Origin of the sequence: Bradyrhizobium sp. BLXBL-03, from assembly GCF_051853015.1 — a bacterium.
Taxonomy (GTDB): Bacteria; Pseudomonadota; Alphaproteobacteria; order Rhizobiales; family Xanthobacteraceae; genus Bradyrhizobium; species Bradyrhizobium manausense.
The window spans coordinates 2692483-2715989 of sequence record NZ_CP182470.1 but is presented as its reverse complement, the minus strand read 5'-3'; the positions used below and the strand labels follow the sequence as shown (position 1 = coordinate 2715989).

At 62.5% G+C, this 23507-nt stretch carries 14 protein-coding genes; all 14 read right to left on the bottom strand.

Annotation, left to right across the window (positions count from 1 at the left end):
• Window position 1: 1 nt before the first annotated feature.
• The gene (locus ACNJX9_RS12850; RefSeq protein ID WP_439409106.1) at window positions 2-910 is read right to left on the bottom strand and encodes a type II secretion system F family protein; all 909 of its coding nucleotides are present in this window, start codon (window positions 908-910) and stop codon (window positions 2-4) included.
• Entirely contained in the window at window positions 907-1311 is a 405-nt protein-coding gene (locus ACNJX9_RS12845) for a type II secretion system F family protein (protein ID WP_439409105.1), read from the bottom strand. Before ACNJX9_RS12845 ends, ACNJX9_RS12850 begins: the two co-directional genes overlap by 4 nt.
• Window positions 1218-1838: a type II secretion system F family protein gene (locus tag ACNJX9_RS12840; RefSeq protein ID WP_439410270.1), complete on the bottom strand. Its 621-nt coding sequence runs from the start codon at window positions 1836-1838 to the stop codon at window positions 1218-1220. The genes ACNJX9_RS12845 and ACNJX9_RS12840 overlap by 94 nt, the downstream gene beginning before the upstream one ends.
• Entirely contained in the window at window positions 1835-3280 is a 1446-nt protein-coding gene (locus tag ACNJX9_RS12835; RefSeq protein WP_439409104.1) for a CpaF family protein, read from the bottom strand. Before ACNJX9_RS12835 ends, ACNJX9_RS12840 begins: the two co-directional genes overlap by 4 nt.
• On the bottom strand, window positions 3277-4482 hold the full coding sequence (locus tag ACNJX9_RS12830; RefSeq protein WP_439409103.1) for an AAA family ATPase: 1206 nt from the start codon (window positions 4480-4482) through the stop codon (window positions 3277-3279). The genes ACNJX9_RS12835 and ACNJX9_RS12830 overlap by 4 nt, the downstream gene beginning before the upstream one ends.
• Window positions 4482-5453 (bottom strand): Flp pilus assembly protein CpaB, encoded by a 972-nt coding sequence (gene cpaB / locus ACNJX9_RS12825; protein WP_439409102.1) that lies wholly within the window; start codon window positions 5451-5453, stop codon window positions 4482-4484. Before cpaB ends, ACNJX9_RS12830 begins: the two co-directional genes overlap by 1 nt.
• 1 nt (window position 5454) lies before the next feature.
• A complete protein-coding gene (locus ACNJX9_RS12820; protein WP_439409101.1) occupies window positions 5455-5961 on the bottom strand; it encodes an A24 family peptidase in 507 nt (168 codons plus the stop codon).
• Window positions 5962-6065: 104 nt separating this feature from the next.
• On the bottom strand, window positions 6066-6281 hold the full coding sequence (locus ACNJX9_RS12815; protein ID WP_018318137.1) for a hypothetical protein: 216 nt from the start codon (window positions 6279-6281) through the stop codon (window positions 6066-6068).
• 517 nt (window positions 6282-6798) lie between these two features.
• Window positions 6799-15480 carry a VCBS domain-containing protein gene (locus ACNJX9_RS12810; protein ID WP_439409100.1) on the bottom strand — a complete coding sequence of 2894 codons (8682 nt, stop codon included), beginning with the start codon at window positions 15478-15480 and terminating at the stop codon, window positions 6799-6801.
• A 1003-nt stretch (window positions 15481-16483) separates the two neighbouring features.
• Window positions 16484-18118, bottom strand: a complete 1635-nt coding sequence (locus tag ACNJX9_RS12805) for a flavin-containing monooxygenase (RefSeq protein WP_439409099.1) — start codon at window positions 18116-18118, stop codon at window positions 16484-16486.
• A 155-nt stretch (window positions 18119-18273) separates the two neighbouring features.
• Window positions 18274-19854: a glucose 1-dehydrogenase gene (locus ACNJX9_RS12800; protein ID WP_439409098.1), complete on the bottom strand. Its 1581-nt coding sequence runs from the start codon at window positions 19852-19854 to the stop codon at window positions 18274-18276.
• A 25-nt stretch (window positions 19855-19879) separates the two neighbouring features.
• Complete coding sequence (locus ACNJX9_RS12795; protein WP_439410049.1) at window positions 19880-20419, bottom strand: nuclear transport factor 2 family protein; 540 nt, start codon at window positions 20417-20419, stop codon at window positions 19880-19882.
• A gap of 35 nt (window positions 20420-20454) precedes the next feature.
• Complete coding sequence (locus tag ACNJX9_RS12790) at window positions 20455-22572, bottom strand: acetate--CoA ligase family protein (protein ID WP_439409097.1); 2118 nt, start codon at window positions 22570-22572, stop codon at window positions 20455-20457.
• On the bottom strand, window positions 22572-23480 hold the full coding sequence (locus ACNJX9_RS12785; protein WP_439409096.1) for an SMP-30/gluconolactonase/LRE family protein: 909 nt from the start codon (window positions 23478-23480) through the stop codon (window positions 22572-22574). Before ACNJX9_RS12785 ends, ACNJX9_RS12790 begins: the two co-directional genes overlap by 1 nt.
• Between the last annotated feature and the right edge of the window lie 27 nt (window positions 23481-23507).

The following is a 23507-nucleotide window of genomic DNA, read 5'->3' as shown; positions in this document are numbered from 1 at the left end:
GTTATTTACCGAAGCTGGCAAATGAACGTACGAGATGCAGAATGGGACTTCCTCCCAAAATCACGAACATGGCTGGGAGCAGGAACAGGACCATGGGAATGGTCAGCTTGGCGCCCAGCTTGTGTGCTCTTTCTTCGAGCTTGGTAATACGTTCTCGCCGGAGGTCGACGGCGATGCTCCGCAGCGCCTGGCCGACCGGCGTCCCGTATTGCAGACTTTGAGCGAGCATAGTCCCGAAGCGGCGCAGCCCATCCGAGGTAGCTCCCAGCTTCTCGAATGCCTCGCTGCGGCTGGGCAATATCCGGAGATCATCAAGAAGATTCCTCAAGACCCCGGCCATGGAGGGATTGGTCTCGCTCATTTCCTGCGCTACCCGTGCCAGCCCGCTCTCCAGGCCCATTCCCGCTTCGCTGCACACAACCAACAGATCGATCATGTCCGGCGTGCCCAGACGAATGGCCGCATCGAACCGCCGCTTCAGCATCCCCAGTATCAACCGCGGTCCCACGATTCCGACCGCCATGCCGATCAGCGTGAAGACCAGCACGTCCAGCAACGGCTTCCCCAGGAGCTGAGCGACCCCTCCGGCGATGATGGGGCACAAGAACATGCTGACGGCCTTGACACCGATCCAGGTCGGCAGGGCTCGACGATGATTGAAACCGGCTGATTGAAGAATCGCTCGTAGCTGATCCAGATTTTCCTCCGCGTAGAAGCGGCGGTAGCGCATGCCGAGCGACGAGAACCAACCCGTCATGTCTTGGAACGGCGCCGACCGTCCGGCAACGCCCATCACAGCGTTCGAGACGCGCACATCCAAAGCGCGAATGTGCATTTCGCGGATGATCAACACGCAGCTCGTAGCACCGGCTGCGAATGCGAGGGCCACCAGACCAAGGCCAAGAGTCATAGTGCCGTTTCCCGTCTGACCATCCAACTTATAACCAAGGCCCCGACAAGCACCGAGACCACCGCGTAAGCCAGCAGCTTGTTTCCAACCGGATCAGTGAACAACAGATCGACCGTTTGCGGATTGGCTGCGTATAGCGCCCCGCCTCCAAGCAAGGGCGAGATCGTCAGCGCCCGCGAGGAAAAGATCACCTCTCCCGCCAGCGCCTTGGCCCGCGCGGCCAGTGCAACGCGTTGCCTCACGGTATCTCCCAGGTTCTGTAAGGTCTCCGCAAGGCTACCACCCGACCTCAACTGAACCGCAAGGGTCACCGCGAACATCGCATATTCCGCCACTTGAGTTCGCCGATAGACACTTTGGACGGCGTCTCGGGAGGTCTTCCAAGATTCACCTCGTTGCATACGATGGCAAACTGCCCAGCCGTTGGCTGTGGCATGTCGCGCGCGAGGGCGCGAAAAGCTTCGTGGACAGGCAGACCCGATCGAACGGTGCTCGTCACGAGCTGGATCGCATCAGGCAGCTGTCGAAAAAGTTGCCTGCTGAAGCGACGTTGCTGCCATCCGAAGAGGCCTCGCACGACAACTATGGCGGCAATCGCCGCCGCGACGGACACGTAAAGAATGGAGAATCCCAGCAGGCGATTGGTGTACAGGATCGCTGCTGCTGTGATGGCACCGGCAAGCAACACATAGGCTGGATGCCAGGTGTGAGGTATCTCGCGATTGTAATTGGCCACGCGATGGAGCAACCGCGACGGAGAGCCGGCCTCCAGCCGGCGAATGGATGGTAGGTTGACTGGATGGGAAGCTGGCAGAGCAACCGCCAGCCGGCGATTGATGCGTCGCTCCCGAGCGTCGAGCCACAGCGAAATGGCTGCTGCGAAGATCGCGAGCACCAGAAACGATGCGATTACAGACTCCGGCATCATATTTGCCCCATTGCCTCGGCCCACGCTCCATCCAGCCCGTAATAGACAAGACGGCTCTTGAATTTCGGAGTTGCAAGGTTGCACCTGTAGGTGCCCGACAGGCGACCCTGCTCATCCTCCTCCTTGTATTCGAAGGCTGCGATGTCATTGGTGGTGATCACGTCCCCTTCGAGGCCGATGACCTCGCTGATCTGAACGATACGGCGCTGCCCGTCCCGCATGCGTTCGACCTGCACAATGAGATCGAGTGCAGCGACGATCTGAGCACGAATGGCCCGCGACGGCAGATTGACTTGTCCCATCTGCACCATGTTTTCGATGCGGGTCAGGGCGTCTCGGGTACTATTCGCATGGACCGTGGAGATCGAACCGTCGTGGCCGGTGTTCATTGCCTGCAGCATGTCGAAGGCTTCCGCGCTGCGAACTTCGCCAACGACGATCCGGTCGGGACGCATGCGCAGGGCGTTCACCAGCAGATCGCGTTGCGTCACCTGCCCTGTGCCCTCCAGACTGGGAGGCCGGGTCTCCAGGCTGATCACGTGCGGCTGCTGAAGCTGCAACTCTGCCGCATCCTCGATCGTGACGATGCGTTCGCTGTGATCGATGAATTGACTCATCGCGTTCAGGAGCGTCGTCTTGCCGGACCCGGTACCGCCGGAGACCAGAACATTGAGCCGAGACCGGGCGGCGATCTCCAGCAGTTTTCCGATGGCCGCGGTCATTGAGCCATTTTCGATCAATCCGGCGATATCCAAACGATGGCTTGGAAATTTCCGGATGGAGATGCACGGACTATGGACCGCCAGCGGCGGGAGAATGATGTTGACGCGGCTGCCATCCAGCAGGCGGCAGTCCACCATCGGGCTGGATTCGTCGACGCGCCGGCCGACCTGCGCGGCAATTTTCTGAGCGACGGAGGTGATGTGATCATTGTCGCGGAATCGCACCGCAATTCGTTCCAGCCTGCCGCTTCGCTCCACGTAGACGTTGCTGGGACCGTTCACCATGATATCGCTGATCGATTGATCGAGCAGCAGCGGACGAAGCGGCCCGTAGCCCGTCATGTCGTCGGCAATCTCGTCCGCAAGCTGAAGCTGCTCGCGCCCCGACAGCTCGAGCCGCTCCTGGTTGGCAATTTGATGGATGATTTCCTCGATCTGCCGCCGAAGAACTTCGCGCGAAACGGTTGCCGCCACCGCTGGCTCGATCTGCTCGATGACCCGTTCACGCAACGACTCCGGTATTATCGGGTGGTGGATCGGGGGGTCGTCGCGCCTGGACGCGGATGCGGGCCGGTTTGACATAGGTGGAGGCGCGCTTGGCGCAGATACAGCAACGTTGGGCATCGACGGAAGCGAGCCTGCCGCGGTACCAGGCAGCTCAGCCCCTAATGCAGCTACAAGAACGGACGCCTCTTCCTCACGTCTTCCAAATATTTTCATCGCAGATGTGCTGTGAGCACCCTCCTCCACCAGCTCTTCTGCTCGGCGCCGACACCGCTGATCTCCCGTACAATCGGTGCCAGGTGACGTCGCAATTTCCTGACGTGCTTCAGGGCGGGAATTCCCAGATTGAGCGCCTCGGTCATCCCCTTGCCGAGATCGGGAATGACGATGTCCGGCTCTGCGCCCATCGCTTTGACGACTGCCTCCCTGGGGAGTCCACCGGGACGACCGGCCCGGTTGAGCAAGGTAAAGACCCGATCTTTGCCGGCAATGTTGACGACGGCGGTGCGCAGCGCGTGGGCATTGCGAAGCCCCGTCACCTCGGCCTCGAGTAGCACCATCACGTGACGGGAAAGCTTAATCACCGGATAGATCGACGGGGGAAACGGCACGGGCACATCGACGACGATGTAGTTGAATCGTTGACGGAGCAGGCCCAGCACGTGTCGTACGCCGGCTTCCGTGATTTCGAGCTGCGCATCGAGATCTTCATCGGCCGAGACCAGACAGACCCGCTCGTTGACTTCGATTGCCGCCCGCTCGAGGAACAGTGTGTCGGCCCTCATCGGGTTCTCCAGGGCGATGCGCAGCCCCGCCCCGGGACGGACACCCAGCATCACGGCGGCTTCGCCGCCCTGCAGATGGAGGTCAAGCAGCGCGACCTTGGCCTTGGTGGTTTCGGCCAATTGCAGTGCCAGATTGATCGCGATGCTCGTGGCGCCGGCCCCGCCCTGCGCCCCACAGATCGAAACCACGTGACCGCCACGATCGATTTGGTTGGCGGCTACGTCGCCCAGCAGCTTGGGGCGCAACTGGTCCAGCACCAAATCGCGCGTGAGCGGCCGCGGCAGATACTCGGCCAGGCCCAGCTCCAGAAGCTCACGGTAGAAGGTGATTTCCCTGTTCTCGCCAATCACAGCTACGCGGACATCGGGCGGACAGACGCCGGCCAGCCTCTCCAGTTCAGTGAAGGGATCATCGATGCCGCTGATGTCCGTTACCAGCGCGCACAGGTCCGTGTCGGATTCCAGCATCCGTATCGCATTGCGGATGGTGCCGCGCCTGATCGAGAGGTTGGCGCCTTCGAGCCCCTTGCGCAGAGCCGCCGCGCTGATCTCATCATTCACGAAGCAAACGATGCGGTTACGTGCAACGATCGAGGTCGCTTCTTCGGGCGGAGTAGCTATGGCGATGTTCATCAACGTTTCTCCGGCAGCCTATTTGTGTAATCCATAGCCGTTGCGGTCTTTTGGATAACCTCGGGCGCTCCCTCGCAGCTGACGAGCGCGCCTTCGTCCTCTCTCCTGACTGTGTATTGCTTGACCTCGCGGCCCGAATGAACGACCACTGCCGTTCTCTGAGCCGCGATAGCATTCTGCCGGGCAAGTTCCGGCGACACATCGCAGCTCGACGTCGCGCCAGTGTCCGCCTGGTCCCACTGATCGACCGCCGCGCGCACGGCCAGCGACAGCGTTCCGAGCTGCTTTGCAACCGTGACCCTCTTGACCTGCTCCTGCGCAAGCTCAAGCGACACGGTTTGCGTTTGCTTCCCTGGCATGCCGCCGATGGGTCGCGCGCCCTGCACGATTTCCTGGTCAATGGCGATGACCCGAACATTGCGCAGAATGGTTTCGCTCAGGGCGCGCTTCACTGGATCGGCCTTCTCGAAGACCTGGGTCAGCACGACATCGACATGGTCGCCGGGCCTGATGAGCCACGAGACGCCCGACTCCTCGTCAACCTTGATGCTGATCGCACGGCTGTCCGGTGCGAGCACACTTGCGAGGAAACCCCGATCCCGCGGGCGCAGGATGTCCTGCAATGTGACAGGACTGCCCGCTTCGACGAACTTGCGGATTAGCGAGCCGGGAAGCCCGGCCCTGGACTCGGGCGTTTCCAGGATGGCCCCTTGTGGAACGCGCTCCGGCGGCACCGACTGAACCTTGAAATCCTCCTCGCGGACCAATGTGCCCTTCGGCAATGGATGTGCCGCTACAAAGTACCCCGCGGTTGGGGCTGGCGCCATTGCTGGTGCCGGCGCCGCCTCGGTGACCTGTACGGGTGCCGGAGGCTCCGCCTTCGGCAGGTTCATGTTATAGGCGATCAGCCCGAACGCAGTGGTTGCCAGCAGAAGCACCATGATGATCGACAGACGCAAGGCGGATGACATCTCACAATCCTTTGCTCAAAATCGTCCAAATACCCCCGCAGGCTATTGCAACCCCGTAGGGCAGCGGGGCGTGTCGCAAATGGCGCCAGCGTTCGATCGCGTAGACGCGGCGCGGGAGTGACGATCTGGCGGGCGCCAGTTTGGGATGAGGCAGGTGGCGCATCATCAGGTGCACCAGGGCAAGAACGCCGCCGGCCAGCGCAGTTATGGTCAGGAGCTGAATCTGGCCGGCCAGTGGAAACCCGATCGCCAGCGCAGTCAGCAATTTGACATCGCCGCCGCCAATTCCTCCCCGGGTGTAGAGGACGAACAGCAGCAGAAAGAGGATCGCGGCCGATATCAGCGACTCGGCAATTTGCATTGGATTGGGCAATTGACTGGCGATCCCGAGCGCCGCCAGCGCCAGACACATTTCATTTCGGATCAGGCGCGTCGCGACATCGATCGTTGCGACGTAGAGCAACAACAGGATTTCCAGTATTGAGGCGATGTATGAAATCGAGCTCATGAAAATGCATGCCTCGAAGAGGTGGAAGGCACACTGGGGATGCAGAAAGAACATTCGAGAGGGGGACACATTTCGATGCCCCCCTCTGGCGTCAAATCGCCGTTTCAGCCAGCGATGGCGGTGGCGAAGGCTGTGGTGATGGCGGTGATCCCTGTCGTCAGGGCGGCCCCGATCTGGCCGCCGGCGCCACCGCCGAACACGGCACCCACTGCGCCAACGATGCAAACCGCGACGATGATGTACTCGAATGACACCACGCCGTCCTGGTCCGTCCGCAGACGCTTCAACGCTTCCTTGGTCTCGATGAAATGATGCAACATAGGAACAATCCCTTGTTTCAAGATGAATTTGCAGACACCTCGGCAACTTCAGCGGCTGCGGATTTATGTCCAGCCCCGCCAGCGATAAACTATCCATTAAATATTTATTATCGTCAACATTTAATGTCTTAATGGCTGATTTGAATAATCCATCACAAAACGAGCCCGGCGCGACCATCCAAGAATCAACAAAAACGTTGTACTACAAAGACGATAGCTAACCCAGCAACCGCATCCTGGGCAGAGCACTGGCTGGAGTCGGCAAGAAGCACCGGATTATTACGGATGAGGATCGCTGTAATAATATTAATTGATGCTGCGCCGCGGCCGGCGTGCATCGAGCAAATTTCACGACGTGCTAAAAATGCAACTGGAGCGGGAATAGCTCAAGCCCGACGAGATGCCGGCTACTCGGAACCGGCGGGATGCATCAGGGCAGTCAGCAAGGCGTTAGGATCTCCATGCGAACCAGGTACCGCCTTGCAGTCGGCACCTTTAGCCATCTCCTCGCAACGCGTCAGACCAGATCCCCGTGGTAGCTGATCAGCGTTCCCATGTTCTTGTCTGCCTCGGTCTGGAAGCTCGCGGGATCGTACTGGCCCAACAAGCTGATATTGGCAGTATGGATTCCGTCAGTCACCGAAAGGATTCCGCCAGTGCCGGCCTGATTTGCGACATAACTTGTGGTCGTGCCGTCCCCGAATGAGACGTCGAGCAGATCCAGGTGGTCACCTTTGTTAAACCCGGACACGACACCGCTGAAGTCGAAGGAGTCATGGAGCACGATTGTCCCGGTGGCCGCGGCATCAAACGCAACATGCGCAGATGAAGCCGCTCCGAACTCGATCGTAGCCACGCCATCCATCAGTGCGGTGCCGCTGCCGCTTACGATGCCATTGAGAGTGATGCTGGCTCCATGCGCCCACAGCAGCCCCGAATTGTCCACGTTACTGTCGATGACCAGACCGCCGCTGCCGCTGGCCGCAATCGTTCCGGAATTGGCGATGATGTTGCTACCGGTGTCAATCTCGAGCGCGTTGGTGCCCGTGGCGTTGATCGTACCTTGGTTGACAAGGCTCAATGTCCCCTCGCCAAGCTGTCCGGCTCCCGAAATGGTGTTATCGATGTTGGTCAGCGTGACGTCGGAAACAGCTCCACTGATAGTATTCTCGCTATTGTCGGACAACAGCACCTGACCGCCACCTTCCAGCAAAATGCCGTGCCCGACAAGTTGGAGATCGGTCTCCGCGCCGGTCGAGTTCAACGAGATCGTGCCCGTATTATGGATGTTACCGGACAACGGCAGCATTGCGCCGTTGCCGATCGTCATTGTGGCGACGTTGTCGACGATGGGCTTAAAGTCGAACACGAAGTCGTCCGCTGCGAGCGAGGCGGCATCGACGCCATCCAAAGTGATCGTTTGACCCTCGGCCAGCGCAATGACCGCATAACCGTCATCGTCGGTAGACAGATGCGTCTGGACATCGGCGAAGGTCTTGAAGCTGGCGTGGCCGATCAGGTCGATCTGATCATGCGCAATGTCGAAATTATAGATGACGTCGTGGCCGATCGGCCGTGAGAATACAAGCAAATCGCTGCCATCTGAAGCCGTGAGATAGTCATTGCCGGAAATGGCGATGATGGGGGAGCCCGTTGCAAAAGCTTCAACATTGTCGGCGAATGTCTCGATGACAGCCGAGCCGTCCGGCTGCATCCAAGTCACGGTCACGTCAAGGTGCAGAGCGCCGGCGAAACTGACTGGCGATGTCACCATGAGCGAGCTGACGTCGGTCGTCTCGATCGTCCACTTGCCATCGGGGAGCAGCGTCCCACCATTGAGTGTCCAGCCGTCGGGCATGCTGGCCACAGTGACCGTCGCGAGTTGCCCCTCCTCGGCCGGCGAGTCGGTCAGACCCAGATTGATGGGCTGCCCCGATATGCCCGCAGGAGCAAGCGCCGTTCCAAACGCGAAGTCCGCCGCGCTGAAGGTACCGGTGATGCTGGCCAGAGTGGTCAGATTGTCCAAATCTGCAACGAGTATCGCGCCGCCCGCCACGCTCGGATTGGGATCGTAGTAGACTTGCGCGTGGCCCACTGTCGAATTGTGGAATACGAACAGGGCCCCAGTCGTGATATTCGAGTAACCGTTGATCGTTGATTGAACTGTTGCTGTCGTCACCGATGCGTCTGTTTTAATGCCGACTTCCGTGTTGGCGAGATTTATCGCAGCGTTGTTGCCCGTTCTGACGTTTTCAACATTCGTATCGACATCACCAATGACGAATCGCCCGGCGGTTACCGTGAATTCCAGCTTGTCGCCTGAGGTGCTGAAGTCGGTTATGTGGTCACCGGCGTCGGTGACGGCGAGATAGGCGAATGTATCGTTCCCACCGCCGCCCGTCAGCGTATCTGCGCCACCACCACCCACGATTCTGTCCGCGCCATTGCCGGCGCCACCGTTAATCGTGTCGTTGCTTGAACCGCCCTTGAGGATATCATCACCGCCGTTTCCCGAACTGCCCATGATGACAAACGATCCGGACGTGACTGCGCTGGCATCTACGACCAAGTCGCCGTTACCAGTGATGCCAGATCCGTCGATCGCGAGCGTTCCTCCGTTTTGGAATGTCGAAAGGAATGTCAAAGCATCCGTGTGATTTCCGCTGTTGCTGTCACTCAGACTTATTGTTTCGAAATTTGTCAGGCCAATGCTTCCTGTACCATCTCCGAAGGTGAATGGCCCCAAACCACCACCACTGACGACGAGAGTGTCCGTCCCGCTTCCCCCTGTCAGCATGTCGCCGTTGTTCAGCGTTAGGGGAGATTGCGTGCCGGTCACGGTATTGCTGCCCGATACAAAGAAGACCCTATCGGTGCCGGTCGTGAGAGCGAAGGGGCTGGGGCTCGTGACCGAAATTGTCACCGTATCGACATCGGTCAATGCACCACCCGCGCCGGTGTGGCCATTGTCGCTTGTTGTCACGGTCAGAGTGCTCGTTCCGGCAAAATTCGATGTCGGAACGTAGTTGACCGTCGAGGCCAGCGTCGAATTGATGGCGCTGACTGCTCCGGTCAGCGTCACCGTCGACGTTCCGCTGCCGCTGATCCCTGCGGTACCTCCTGAAACGGTCAAGGTGCCGTTGGTTACGGACAACGTGATCGTTTCGCTGGCGCCGTCCGCGTCGGCATCGAAGATGCTAAGTCCAGTGATCGCCTTTGTCGTGTTGACGTTTGTCGTCTGTGCTCCCGGAACCGTATTCACCGGCGCGTCGTTCACCGGGATGACCGCAACTGTCGAGCTCACGATATTGCTGGCGTGGCTGACCGTCTGGCCGTCGTCAACCTGGTAGCTGATGGTGCGGGTCGCGCCCGACGGATCGTCACCCGAGTTCGAGTAAGTCACGGAGCGCAGAGCCGCTTGGTAGTTCGCCACACTCGACGAACCCGTGAGGGTCAGCACCCCGGTGCTGGCGTTATAGCTGCCGGTGATGCCGCTCTGATTCGTAAAACCGAGCACATCCTGGCCGGAGGCGAAGTTACCTGTAATCGACACCGTCGCGCCGGTCAGATTCGTGTTGTCAACATCCGACACGATCAGCGCCGCATCGATAGCGGTCGCCGCCTGACCCTCGATATAGGACAGTGAACCGCCGTTGGCATTCAGCACCGGCGCATCATTGCTGCCAGTGATGGTCACCGTGACGGTGCCGGTGGCGGTGCCATCCTGGCTGCTGACGGTGAACTGGTCCTGCACCTGCTGGCCCGCGGTGAGCTCATTGTGCGCACCGTTGCCGCTGTAGCTCCAGGCGCCGTTGGCATCGATGGTGAAGTCGCCATAGGTGCCGTGGACGTTGCTCTGGGCCACGACATGGGCTTCGCCCGTATCCAGGTCGGTGATGCTCAGCTGGCCGCTGGTATTGAGCGCCGCCGCCGTATCGCCTTCGGTAACGGACTTCGCCTCGGAAGAGACCGTGGCCACATCGTTGCTTCCGGTGATGGTGACCGTAACGGTGCCGCTGGCGGTGCCGTCCTGGCTGGTGACCGTGAACTGGTCCTGCACCTGCTGGCCCGCGGTGAGCTCATTGTGAGCCCCGTTGCCGCTGTAGCTCCAAGCCCCGTTGGCATCGATGGTGAAGTCGCCATAGGTGCCGTGAACGTTGGTCTGGACGACGACATGGGCTTCGCCGGTATCGGGGTCTACAATCGTCAGCTGCCCGGAGGTGTTCAGCGCGGAGGCAATGTCGCCCTCCGTCACCGCCTTGGAGTCGGAGCTCACGGTCGCGTTGTCATTGGTCCCGGTGATGGTGACCGTGACGATGCCGGTGGCAGTGCCATCCTGGCTGGTGACGGTGAACTGGTCCTGCACCTGCTGGCCGGCGGTGAGCTCGTTGTGAGCGCCATTGCCGGTGTAGCTCCAGGCGCCGTTGGCATCGATCGTGAAGTCGCCATAGGTGCCGTGGACGTTGCTCTGGACCACGACATGGGCCTCGCCCGTATCGGGGTCGGTGATGCTGAGCTGACCGCTAGTGTTGAGCGCCGCCGCGGTGTCGCCCTCGCTGACGGACTTCGCCTCGGAAGAGACCGTGGCCGCATCGTTGGTCCCGGTGATCGTCACCGTCACGATGCCGCTCGCGGTGCCATCCTGGCTTGTGACGGTGAACTGGTCCTGCACCTGCTGGCCGGCGGTGAGCTCATTGTGAGCACCGTTGCCGGTGTAGCTCCAGGCGCCGTTGGCATCGATGGTGAAGTCGCCATAGGTGCCGTGGACGTTGCTCTGGGCCACGACATGGGCCTCGCCCGTGTCGGGGTCGGTGATGCTGAGCTGGCCACTAGTGTTGAGCGCCGCCGCCGTATCGCCTTCGGTGACGGACTTCGCCTCGGAAGAGACCGTGGCCGCATCGTTGCTGCCGGTGATGGTGACCGTGACGATGCCGCTGGCAGTGCCATCCTGGCTCACCACGGTAAACTGGTCCTGGACCTGCTGGCCCGCGGTGAGCTCATTGTGGGCGCCGTTGCCGGTGTAGCTCCAGGCCCCGTTGGCATCGATGGTGAAGTCGCCATAGGTCCCGTGGACGTTGGTCTGCGCCACGACATGGGCTTCGCCCGTATCGGGATCTACAATCGTCAGCTGGCCGGAGGTGTTCAGCGCGGAGGCAATGTCGCCCTCCGTCACCGCCTTGGAGTCGGAGCTCACGGTCGCGTTGTCATTGGTCCCGGTGATGGTGACCGTGACGATGCCGGTGGCAGTGCCATCCTGGCTTGTGACGGTGAACTGGTTCTGCACCTGCTGGCCGGCGGTGAGCTCATTGTGAGCGCCGTTGCCGGTGTAGCTCCAGGCGCCGTTGGCATCGATGGTGAAGTCGCCATAGGTCCCGTGAACGTTCGATTGCGCCACAACATGGGCTTCGCCCGTATCCAGGTCGGTGATGCTCAGCTGGCCGCTGGTGTTCAGCGCCGCCGCGGTGTCGCCCTCGCTGACGGACTTCGCCTCGGAAGAGACCGTGGCCGCATCGTTGGTCCCGGTGATCGTCACCGTCACGATGCCGCTCGCGGTGCCATCCTGGCTGGTGACCGTAAACTGGTCCTGGACCTGCTGCCCCGCGGTGAGCTCATTGTGCGCGCCGTTACCGGTGTAGCTCCAGGCCCCGTTGGCATCGATGGTGAAGTCGCCATAGGTGCCGTGGATGCTGCTCTGCGCCACGACATGGGCTTCGCCCGTGTCCGGGTCGGTGATGTTGAGCTGGCCGCTGGTGTTGAGCGCCGCCGCGGTGTCGCCCTCGGTGACCGCCTTCGAATCCGAGCTGACGGTTGCGGAGTCGTTGGTCCCGGTGATCGTCACCGTCACGGTGCCGGTCGCGGTGCCGTCCTGGCTGGTGACGGTGAACTGGTCCTGCACCTGCTGGCCCGCGGTGAGCTCATTGTGCGCACCGTTGCCGCTGTAGCTCCAGGCGCCGTTGGCATCGATGGTGAAGTCGCCATAGGTGCCGTGAACGTTGGTCTGGGCCACGACATGGGCTTCGCCCGTATCCAGGTCGGTGATGCTCAGCTGACCGCTGGTGTTCAGCGCCGCCGCGGTGTCGCCCTCGCTGACGGACTTCGCCTCGGAAGAGACCGTGGCCGCATCGTTGGTCCCGGTGATCGTCACCGTCACGATGCCGCTCGCGGTGCCATCCTGGCTGGTGACCGTAAACTGGTCCTGGACCTGCTGCCCCGCGGTGAGCTCATTGTGCGCGCCGTTACCGGTGTAGCTCCAGGCCCCGTTGGCATCGATGGTGAAGTCGCCATAGGTGCCGTGGATGCTGCTCTGCGCCACGACATGGGCTTCGCCCGTGTCCGGGTCGGTGATGTTGAGCTGGCCGCTGGTGTTGAGCGCCGCCGCGGTGTCGCCCTCGGTGACCGCCTTCGAATCCGAGCTGACGGTTGCGGAGTCGTTGGTCCCGGTGATGGTCACCGTCACGGTGCCGGTCGCGGTGCCGTCCTGGCTGGTGACGGTGAACTGGTCCTGCACCTGCTGGCCCGCGGTGAGCTCATTGTGCGCACCGTTGCCGCTGTAGCTCCAGGCGCCGTTGGCATCGATGGTGAAGTCGCCATAGGTGCCGTGAACGTTGGTCTGGGCCACGACATGGGCTTCGCCCGTATCCAGGTCGGTGATGCTCAGCTGACCGCTGGTGTTCAGCGCCGCCGCGGTGTCGCCCTCGCTGACGGACTTCGCCTCGGAAGAGACCGTGGCCGCATCGTTGCTGCCGGTGATGGTGACCGTGACGATGCCGCTGGCAGTGCCATCCTGGCTCACCACGGTAAACTGGTCCTGGACCTGCTGGCCGGCGGTGAGCTCATTGTGAGCACCGTTGCCGGTGTAGCTCCAGCCCCCGTTGGCATCGATGGTGAAGTCGCCATAGGTGCCGTGAACGTTGCTCTGGACGACGACATGGGCTTCGCCGGTGTCGGGATCTACAATCGTCAGCTGCCCGGAGGTGTTCAGCGCGGAGGCAATGTCACCCTCCGTCACCGCCTTGGAGTCGGAGCTCACGGTCGCCGCATCGTTGGTCCCGGTGATCGTCACCGTCACGATGCCAGTGGCCGTGCCGTCCTGGCTGGCGACGGTGAACTGGTCCTGCACCTGCTGGCCGGCGGTGAGCTCGTTGTGAGCGCCATTGCCGCTGTAGCTCCAGGCCCCGTTGGCATCGATGGTGAAGTCGCCATAGGTGCCGTGGACGTTGGTCTGGGCGACGACATGGGCTTCGCCCGTGTCCGGGTCGGTGATGTTGAGCTGGCCGCTGGTGAAGTCGCCATAGGTGCCGTGAACGTTGCTCTGGGCCACGACATGGGCCTCGCCCGTATCCGGGTCGGTGATGCTGAGCTGACCGCTAGTGTTGAGCGCCGCCGCGGTGTCGCCCTCGCTGACGGACTTCGCCTCGGAAGAGACCGTGGCCGCGTCATTGGTCCCGGTGATCGTCACCGTCACGATGCCGCTCGCGGTGCCATCCTGGCTGGTGACCGTGAACTGGTCCTGCACCTGCTGGCCCGCGGTGAGCTCATTGTGCTCGCCGTTGCCGGTGTAGCTCCAGGCCCCGTTGGTATCGATCGTGAAGTCGCCATAGGTGCCGTGGACGTCGCTCTGCGCCACAACATGGGCCTCGCCCGTGTCGGGGTCGGTGATGCTGAGCTGGCCACTAGTGTTGAGCGCCGCCGCCGTATCGCCTTCGGTGACGGACTTCGAATCCGAGCTCACTGTCGCGACATCATTGGTCCCGGTGATCGTCACCGTGACGGTGCCGGTGGCGGTGCCATCCTGGCTGGTGACCGTAAACTGGTCCTGGACCTGCTGCCCCGCGGTGAGCTCATTGTGCGCACCGTTGCCGGTGTAGCTCCAGGCCCCGTTGGCATCGATGGTGAAGTCGCCATAGGTGCCGTGCGCGTTGCTCTGGGCCACGACATGGGCTTCGCCGGTGTCGGGATCCACAATCGTCAGCTGCCCGGAGGCATTCAATGCGGCGGCAGTGTCGCCTTCCGTGACGGACTTCGAGTCCGAGCTCACGGTCGCCGCATCGTTGGTCCCGGTGATCGTCACCGTGACGGTGCCGCTGGCGGTGCCATCCTGGCTCACCACGGTGAACTGGTCCTGCACCTGCTGGCCGGCGGTGAGTTCATTGTGGGCGCCATTGCCGGTGTAGCTCCAGGCCCCATTGGCATCGATGGTGAAGTCGCCATAGGTGCCGTGGACGTTGCTCTGGGCCACAACATGGGATTCGCCCGTGTCGGGATCCACAATCGTCAGCTGGCCGCTCGTGTTGAGCGCGGAGGCGGCATTCCCCTCGGTGACGGACTTCGCCTCGGAAGAGACCGTGGCCGCATCGTTGGTCCCGGTGATGGTCACGGTCACCGTCTGGGTAGCTGTCGAGCCGTGGCCGTCATTGATCGTCACCACGAAGTTCTCGGTGACGATCTGGCCCGCAGCGAGGTATTGCGCAGCCGCGTTGTTCAAACTGTAGTGCCACTGCACCGCGCCGTTGGCGGCATTGGCCGCCTCGTTGACGGGGTCGAGCGAGAAAGTGCCGAGCGAAGTCGTGTTGGAAGAGGCTGCCGCGAACGAGGCGGAATGCGTGTCGCTGAGATCGGCGTCGTTGAAACTGATAGTGCCGGCCGCGCTCTGCGAATCCGAGAGATCCGGCGTGGCATTCGCGTCTTCCACCACCGAGCCGCTCTGCGGACTTGATGTCGCGAAGACCGAGTCGTTGGCGCCATTGAACTGGAGTGTCACCGTCGCCCAGCTGAGCGTGCCATTGCCCAGCTGGATCGCGTAGGTGAATGTGTCAGTCAGCGTTTGCCCGACCGCCAGCGCCTGAAGCTGAGCGTTGATGTCGCCCTTGTCGTAGTGAATGGTGCCGTCCGACTCGATCCAGATGCGGGCACCGAGCGCGCTGCGGTCTCGGGTTCCGGCCATGCCGGCTGCGTCAACGCTGTACACCACATCCCTGACCAGCAGATCAGCAGGTGCGTAGCTCTTGGTAGAGGCGGAGGCGCTCGTGCCGTCGTCCAGCGAGAACAGCGTCTTGGCCGCGCCCCCAAGGTCATTTGCCAGCACGTTCAAGATGAGAATGTTGCCGGCGTCTTCCGTAAACGAGAAAATGTCCGAGTTGGCTTGCGGAGTATTGCCGAACGAAACCGTGCTGCCGCCGCCCGTTGTCTGCGTCGCCATAGCTTAAATCCTCTGGGTGATGCGCCGCCCGCATTCACGGACCGGCACAAATTGCACAATGGCGCGGGGATAATCGGCCGTTGCCTTGCCTATGTTGCTGAAGAAAAATGCCAAGCTGCCCAGGGTGCCTACCGTCCCGCTCAGCGCTTCGAAAATGTGCAAAGAGAACACGTGCCGCTCAACTCTGCTCGAGGCCAGGGTCGCTCCGGGCCCGCGAGCGGATGTCGTGAAAACGGTCGCGCGCCCGACAGCCGCCATGTTTGCAAACCGCAAACTTGGCTGGATCGAAGGATCGCAGATTGACGGAGAAGAATTCGAGACTGCCCGAGCCCGGCCCAACATTGCTACAAAATGCGTGCACGTCATTCGCGACCCTCGTCTGTCAATGCAGAGCAGAGAGCGTCGCCGGAAAATCAATTCACGCAAACTGATAGCGCTCGCTCGGAGGGTGTTACGTCCACCAGCGACAATCGATCAACTGCTGCCAATTTGCGTGAAAAGATCTGGAGCGGTATCCCCCTGCCCATCGCGGTCGGTGCTTGGCCGGCCGCGTCTTGGCAATTATTGATTCTGCAATATTCGCGGCTTCAGAAGCGACGACCGCGATCAGGAAGCGCCACGGTCATTCGCCTCATTAAATCAATATCTATTTTAAATTAAAGCTTCTGTCCAATTATTTATTTATTCGGCTATTTTATTAATTAATGCATCAAATTAATGACAATGAGGCTTTTGCCGCACTCTTTGCGAGGACACCGGAATTCTTCGCTTGTCTCCCAGATGCACTCGGTCCGCGAGATGATCTTTGCTTCGCGGGGACGCGTCGCCAATCGGCCAGGCCGGGGTGCCTCACAACGCTTGAACCAACTCGGCGGCGGGACCGGCTGCCTGTTCAGGAGCGCGCGTTAGCTCCGACCTTCATTCGACGTTGCACTTCGGAACACCGCAACGAGCCGAGCGCCTTCCCAAAGCTCAACGTTCCGAACTGTGCACGATCTCGACCTCAGGCCGCCACTGGCGTTCGTCCGCGCTCGAACACGAAATCGCGATACCCCGCTTGCGCGGCGGCGGCACAATAGTCCGTGTACTTCGGAAATCCACCCGTGAAAAGCGTAAGCCCGAGCGGCTTGTCCTTGACGTTGGCGCCGAGATACCAGGTCTTCGCCTTGTTGAGCAGCGAGCGCCGCGCGAGCCGCGCGACGAGCTCCATCCAGCCGTCTTCCGCCGCCTTGGTCGGCTCGACGGTCGCAAGGCCCCGATCGACCATGTGCGTGATCAGGTTCGCGATCCAGTCGACGTCGTTCTCGCTGATCCTGACGATGTTGGCGAGCGCCGCCGGCCCGTTCGGGCCGGTGGTCATGAACAGGTTCGGAAAACCTTCCATCATCAGGCCGAGATACGACTTCGCCCCATACTTCCATTTATCGTTCACCTTGCCACCATGACGGCCGACAACGTCGAAGGCCGTCAGCGCACCGGTGAGCCCATCATAGCCGGTCGCGAGGATCAGCATGTCGAGCTCGGTTTCTCCGGCCTCCGTCCGCACACCCTTCTCGGTGATTTCGAGGATCGGTTCGGTGACGCAGTCCATCAGATGGACATTGGGCAGATTGAACGTCTCGTAATATTCGGTGTCGAGACACGGCCGCCGCGCGAAGATGGGATAGCCGCGGGGCTTGAGCTTTTCGGCGGTGACGGGGTCCTTGACGACCTCGCTGACCTTGCCGCGCACGAACTCGGCGACATGCTCATTGGCCTCCTCGTTGCTCAGAAGATCGGTGAAGGTCCCAAGCATCGCAAGGCCGCCGGCCTTCCAGGCGTCTTCCATGAGTTCGCGACGCCGTACCGGCGTCACGCTGAAGAAGGCGCGCGTGGTCCACGGACGCACGCCGCCGTTCGGGCTGTTACGGGCGGCCTCGCGGATCCCGGCGTAGTTGCGCTTGACCTCGGCTACGTAGTCCGGCTCCAGCGTCTGATTGCGCATGGGCATGGTGAAGCTTGGCGTGCGCTGGAAGACGAAGAGCTCGCCGGCCTTCCGGCCGACCTCCTGGACGATCTGGATGCCGGTCGACCCCGTGCCGATCACCCCGACGCGCTTGCCGGCGAAGCTGACCGGATGGTGCGGCCACTTGCCGGCGCGCAGCAACTCGCCCCTGTAGCGCGCAAGGCCCGGAATCTGGGGATCCATGGGGATCGACAACGGGCCTGTCGCCATCACGCAGTAAGTCGCCTCGACGGTCTCACCGCGATCGGTCGTCACCTTCCACAGCTTGCGTGTCTCGTCCCAGATCGCGCTGATGACGCGGGTGTTGAACTGATAGTGCTTGCGCAGGTCGAGCCGGTCAGCCACGAAGTTGAAATAGGCGAGAAGCTCCGGTTGTGACGCGAACTCCTCCGACCAGGTCCACTCCTGTTCGATCTCGGAACAGAACGAATAGCTGTAGTCGATACTCGGAAGGTCTACGCGCGCCCCGGGGTAGCGATTCCAGTACCACACCCCGCCGACATCGCCGCCCGCCTCGAATGCCCCGAGCTTGAGGCCCATCTCCCGGAACTTGTACACGGCGTACAAGCCGCCGAAGCCGGCGCCCACGACGACGACGTCCAGGCGTTGTGCGCCCACCTCACTGCTGCTCATCTCGGCATTTCCTCGCTTGCGCTATTGGTTCGATTGACGCGGCGATCGCGCTGACGTTGAAAACCATCTCATGAGTTCTGCGGCGCCACCACGGCTTTGAGGCCACGCAGGGTGAGTTTCACATCCATGAAAGACCCGGGCCTGCTCCGCCGTCTTCAATCGCTCGCGGTGCTCGCATCGCCGGCATCGCCGAACGAGGTCCAGCCGCCGTCGACATAGAGGATCGAGCCGTTGATGTAGGACGCTTCCGGCGAGGCCAGGAAATAAGCCGCGTTTGCGATCTCCGCCGGCTCGCCGAAGCGGCCGAGCGGAACGCGGCGGCGGATCCGCGCGCTGTCGATGCGCCCCGATTCCTGAAGCGCAGCCGCGCCCGGCGTGCGGACATAGCCTGGCGCAATGGTGGCGGTGCGCACGCCGGCAGGGCCGAGCTCAGCCGCCATGCACCGCGTCAGAATGTCGATGGCGGCCTTCGATGCGCCGTAGGCGTGGCGCGGCGCGAAAGGCAGGAATGTGTTGATCGATCCGAGATTGAGAATAACGCCGCCGCTCCCCGTCAGCTTGATTGCCTCTCGCGCGCAGAGAAAGGCGCCCACGAGATTGACCTCCAAGACCTTGTCGAGCTCCGCCGCGGACTGCGCGAGCGCCGGCACGAAACCGCCGGCCACCCCGGCATCGTTGACCAGCACGTCGACGCGACCGAAGCGCTGCCGGATCGTGGCAAACACCGCCAGCACCTCTTGTTCGGAGGAGACGTCCAAGACGAAGGCCATGTGTTTCGCGCCGAGCGCGCGCACGAGCTCGGCAGCGCGATCGCCATCCTTGTCGGCGACGACCACGGTATCGCCGGCGGACGCAAATCGTTGGACGATCGCCGCCCCGATGCCGTTGGCGCCGCCGGTCACCACCACGATACGCTCCTTCAGCGCCGGCCCGGGCTTTTTCAGTTCGGCGTCCGGCGCCCCCATGACCGGAGGATGCGCGTCGCCGGGCTGATTGAAGGATTGCCAGCCGCCGTCGACGGCAAGGACTGCGCCCGTGACATACCCTGCGTCCGGCGAAGCGAGGAAGCGCGCCGCTGCGGCGATCTCGTCCGGGCGTCCCATGCGCCCCAGTGGAACGCGCCGCCGGACCAGCTCGAGGTTCGCCTTGCCGGAGCGCTCCAACTCCGCAACCATGGGCGTGCGGACATAGCCCGGCGCCACCGCCACGACGCGAATGCCATGTTTTGCCCATTCGCAAGCGAGCGACCGCGTCGCCGAAATCAACCCCGCCTTGGACGCCGCATAGGCGTTGCGCTTGGGATTACCGAGGACGCCGGCCAGCGACGCGATGTTCACGATCACCCCGCCGTGCCCAGTCATGCGCCTCGCCGCCTCGCGCGCCAGCACGAAGGGGCCGCGCAGGTTGACGCTCAACGCCTTGCGAAACGAGGCGACGTCCGTGTCTGTCGTCGCCGCCATGGTCGGCCCGAGCGCGGCGTTGTTGACGAGAACGTCAATCCGTCCAAACCGCCGCTCGATCGCGGCGACGAGCTCCACAACCTCGTCTTCAGAAGCCACGTCGCAATAGAACGCCGCATGCTCGCCGCCGAGCGCAACCGTGATATCGCCGACGTCGGTGCCAGGCAGATCGACGGCCGCAATGACATCACCGTCCCGATGGAAGGCCTCGAGCAGCGCCCGGCCGACGCCACCGGCCGCTCCGGTGATGATGACAACGCGCCTTGCCTTTTGCATCGCCCACTTCCTTCGATGCGTTTACCTACATGCGCAGAGCGCGCGCATCGGCCAGAACTTCATAGATGGGATCCTCGGGGTGCCGCGTTCCGATCGGCGTCCGCGGGCCAAAACGCACCTCCTCGCCCTCGGTCGGCACGGCCTGCTCTTCCACCCAGTCAAACGTCACGATGCGCCGCGCGACCCGCCATTCCCCGCCGCGCTTCTCGAACAGGTCGCAGTAGCGCCCGGCCATCACGTACTGCCGTACGACGCCGTCCTTGCCGTGAGCGCGCTGCATGGCGAGGAAGTAGGTCTCAACCACGGCTCGCGTCGGGCCGACGAATTCGATCAGAAGGTTGCCGACCTGATGGACGTTGCGCGCGCCGCTCTTGAAGATCTCGCGGGCCCAAAGGAAGAAGCCCTCCACCGGCCCGGAATAGATGCCATGCTGATCGGTGGCGTCGGGCCAATAGGTGCCGCGCAGCGTGGCCTCATCGGCCCGGTCGACTCCGCGGCAATAGCGATAGATGCAATCGCGGATCGCCTCGCGGTCCAGGAGTTCGGTGAGCTTCGCTGTATCGATCGTCATATCTCTTCCCCCAGCCAGATTCGCCATGCTCAAGACCCGGATCTGCACGGGACCAGCAGCGCATCGAGCGGCATGACGCCCTCGCCGCGCGGCATCGCCAGAACCGGGTTGAGATCGATGCTCTCGATCAGTTCGGCATTGTCGGCAGCGAATTGCGACAGCCGCGACAGCATCTCCGCCAGTGCCTCGATATCGGTGGGCGGCGCACCGCGAACGCCCTCCAGCAGCGCAAACCCACGGATCTCGTGGATCATTCGCTGCGCCTCGGCAACGTCGAATGGCGCTGCGCGGAACGTCACATCCTTGAGCACCTCGACGAAAACGCCGCCGAGCCCGAACATGACCACAGGACCAAAGGTCGGATCGCGCACCACACCGGCAATGGTCTCCACGCCGCCCTTGATCATCGGTGAGGCGATGACGCCGTCAATCCGCGCAGCCGGCCGCTGGTCGCGCGCGCGGGCCAGAATGGTTCGCGCGGCATCGCGGGCCTCCGCCTCATTCCGCACTCCGACGATGACGCCGCCGATCTCGGTCTTGTGCGCGATGTCAGGGGAGCAGATCTTGACCACCGCCGGAAAGCCGATCGCCGCCGCGGCGGCGCCGGCGTCCTCGTCGGGCCGCACCAGCGCTTCCTTCGGAAACGCAATGCCGGCCGCCGCGCGCAACAGCGATTTCGCCTCGTGCTCGCTGAGCGCGCCGTCCGGTGGCGCGATGCGCATCGCGGCCGGCGAGGCCGGGCGCGTCGCTTTTGCCGCATCGAAGCTGCGGCGAAACCAGACCAGTGCCGCCAGCGCGTTCACCAGCGCCGAGCCATCCTCGAAGACCAGGAAACCGTCGTTCTCGTAGGCGCGAACGATCTCCGCCGGCGCCGACATGGACAGCGCCAGGACCCGGCCTTCATGTCCGGCTGTTGCGGTCCGCAGCGTCTGGCGCAGCTTGGCCGAGAAGGTGGGGCTGGCCGGTCCGCTGCCGAAAATGCCGGCGAAGAGGTGATAGCCGCCCTTCTCGAGCATCGCGGCGATATAGCTCGTCATCAGCGGCAGGTCGGTAAGCGCCTGCGCCGTCGCATCCACGGGATTGCGGGGCGATGCGTAAGGAAGCATCGCCTTCAATTCCTCCTGCGCCGCCTCAGGCATCGGTGCGACGTCGAGCCCGCACGCCGAAGCGTCATCGGCCATCTGAATGCCGAAGCCGCCTGACAGCGTGAAGATGCCGAACCTGTTGCCCGCGGGATAAAGCCCGCGCGCGCAGGCATAGGCCACGTCGAGGTGCTCGGCGGTGGTCCGCGCCCGATAGGCGCCATACTGCCGCAGCACCGCGTCGAACACGGCGTCCGATCCCGCCAGCGCCGCTGTGTGCGAACTCACAGCCTGCGCACCGACATCGGAGCGGCCGACCTTCAGGAAGACGATGGCCTTTTCCCGCGCGCGCGCGACCTCCAGCGCCTCGACGAATGTGTCGCGATCGCGAATGCCTTCCGCATAGGCCATCACGACCTTGACATCCGCCTGATCAATGACCCAGCGCAGCGCTTCGGCGACATCGATGTCGCACTCATTTCCCGTCGTGATCCACTGCCCGATGCCAAGGCCGCGCTGGCGCGCCAAGTGGGCGATATGCGAGCCGTAGGCCCCGCTCTGCGACACGACCGCGACCGGACCGGGCTCGACGAACGCGGCGTCGAGGATCGCCGAGAATGTCCCGTAATAGCCGATGCCGGCGTTGAACAATCCGAGGCAGTTCGGGCCGAGAACACGCATGCCGCTCTGGCGAGCGATGCCGGCGATCTCATCCTGCGCAAGACGCCCCTGCTCGCTTGCCTCGGCAAAACCCGCTGAAAACACCACGGCTGCGTTGACGCCGCGATCCGCGCAGTCCCTCAGCGCCTGGACCGTGCCTTGCGCCGGCACCGCGAGGATGGCGACATCAGGCACCTCCGGCAGCGCCGCGACGGAGCTGTAGGACCCGATGCCCTGGACGGTATCCCGCTTCGGGTTGACCGGGTAGACGGCGCCCTTGAAGCCGCCCTCGCGCAAGTACCTCAACGGGCGTCCACCGATGCGCGCGACATCGTCCGAGGCACCGATCAGGGCAACGGACCGCGGCTTGAAGAGCGGATCGAGCGAGGCTGGTTGCTGACGCATCAAGACGTGGTCCTGGTTGGGAAAGAGTTCGGCTGAACCCGGAATTGCGCTTCCGGCAGACCGGTAACGCCGAGACCCTCGATCGCGAACAGAAAGCCGCCGTCCGGGTGCCGCGAAACCGCGCGTCCCGATCCTGAATCCTTGATCGAGGTGACATAGAGCGTCGATAGATCCGGACCGCCGAAAGCGACCGATGAGGGCAAGTCGGTCGGCGCGTCGATCAGACGATCAAGCGTACCTTCCGGAGTAAACCGCGCGATTTTGCCCACCTGCACCAGCGCGACCCAAAGGCAGCCGTCGCAATCGACGGTCGCGCCGTCCGGCCCGGAATGATATGGCGCGGTGTCGATGACTATCCGGGGTTCTCGATCGGGCTTATCACCGGGCCCATAGCGATAGGCGCGGATTGCGCGGTCGAGACTGTCGGCAAAATACATCGTGCGGCCGTCGGGGCTGAAGCAAAGCGCATTCGAAATGCGAATGCCATCGGCAAGCACCGTATGCGCACCGGCAGCGTCAATGCGAAAGAGCTGCCCCAACGGCTCCGCATATACGCCCATGGTGCCGCAGAGAAACCGTCCCCAACGATCCACCTTGCCGTCATTGAAGCGCACGCGGATATCGCGAGGCTCGGGCAAGAACAGCGATGTCAGTGAGCCGGAGCCGAGATCGAGCTGGTAAATGCCGTCCACGAGCGCGACGACCAGCGCATCGCCTTGGACAAGCGCGACAGAGCCGATCATGGACGGGACATCCCAATGCCGCGTGTCACCCCTCGCTGGCTCATAGGCATGCACGCGACGCGCGACGCCATCGACCCAATACAGCCGTTGCCGCTCGGCATCCCAGAGCGGGCTTTCACCCAACTGGGCAGCTGTCGCCGATATCCGGCTCACTTGCAGCGCCATCAAGCAGTCCCGCTTATACTCTCTTGG

Coding starts and splice junctions, on each gene's coding strand:
- ACNJX9_RS12850 (WP_439409106.1), bottom strand. CDS start 910: ATGACTCTTGGCCTTGGTCTGGTGGCCCTCGCATTCGCAGCCGGTGCT.
- ACNJX9_RS12845 (WP_439409105.1), bottom strand. CDS start 1,311: ATGCAACGAGGTGAATCTTGGAAGACCTCCCGAGACGCCGTCCAAAGT.
- ACNJX9_RS12840 (WP_439410270.1), bottom strand. CDS start 1,838: ATGATGCCGGAGTCTGTAATCGCATCGTTTCTGGTGCTCGCGATCTTC.
- ACNJX9_RS12835 (WP_439409104.1), bottom strand. CDS start 3,280: ATGAAAATATTTGGAAGACGTGAGGAAGAGGCGTCCGTTCTTGTAGCT.
- ACNJX9_RS12830 (WP_439409103.1), bottom strand. CDS start 4,482: ATGAACATCGCCATAGCTACTCCGCCCGAAGAAGCGACCTCGATCGTT.
- cpaB (WP_439409102.1), bottom strand. CDS start 5,453: ATGTCATCCGCCTTGCGTCTGTCGATCATCATGGTGCTTCTGCTGGCA.
- ACNJX9_RS12820 (WP_439409101.1), bottom strand. CDS start 5,961: ATGAGCTCGATTTCATACATCGCCTCAATACTGGAAATCCTGTTGTTG.
- ACNJX9_RS12815 (WP_018318137.1), bottom strand. CDS start 6,281: ATGTTGCATCATTTCATCGAGACCAAGGAAGCGTTGAAGCGTCTGCGG.
- ACNJX9_RS12810 (WP_439409100.1), bottom strand. CDS start 15,480: ATGGCGACGCAGACAACGGGCGGCGGCAGCACGGTTTCGTTCGGCAAT.
- ACNJX9_RS12805 (WP_439409099.1), bottom strand. CDS start 18,118: ATGAGCAGCAGTGAGGTGGGCGCACAACGCCTGGACGTCGTCGTCGTG.
- ACNJX9_RS12800 (WP_439409098.1), bottom strand. CDS start 19,854: ATGCAAAAGGCAAGGCGCGTTGTCATCATCACCGGAGCGGCCGGTGGC.
- ACNJX9_RS12790 (WP_439409097.1), bottom strand. CDS start 22,572: ATGCGTCAGCAACCAGCCTCGCTCGATCCGCTCTTCAAGCCGCGGTCC.
- ACNJX9_RS12785 (WP_439409096.1), bottom strand. CDS start 23,480: ATGGCGCTGCAAGTGAGCCGGATATCGGCGACAGCTGCCCAGTTGGGT.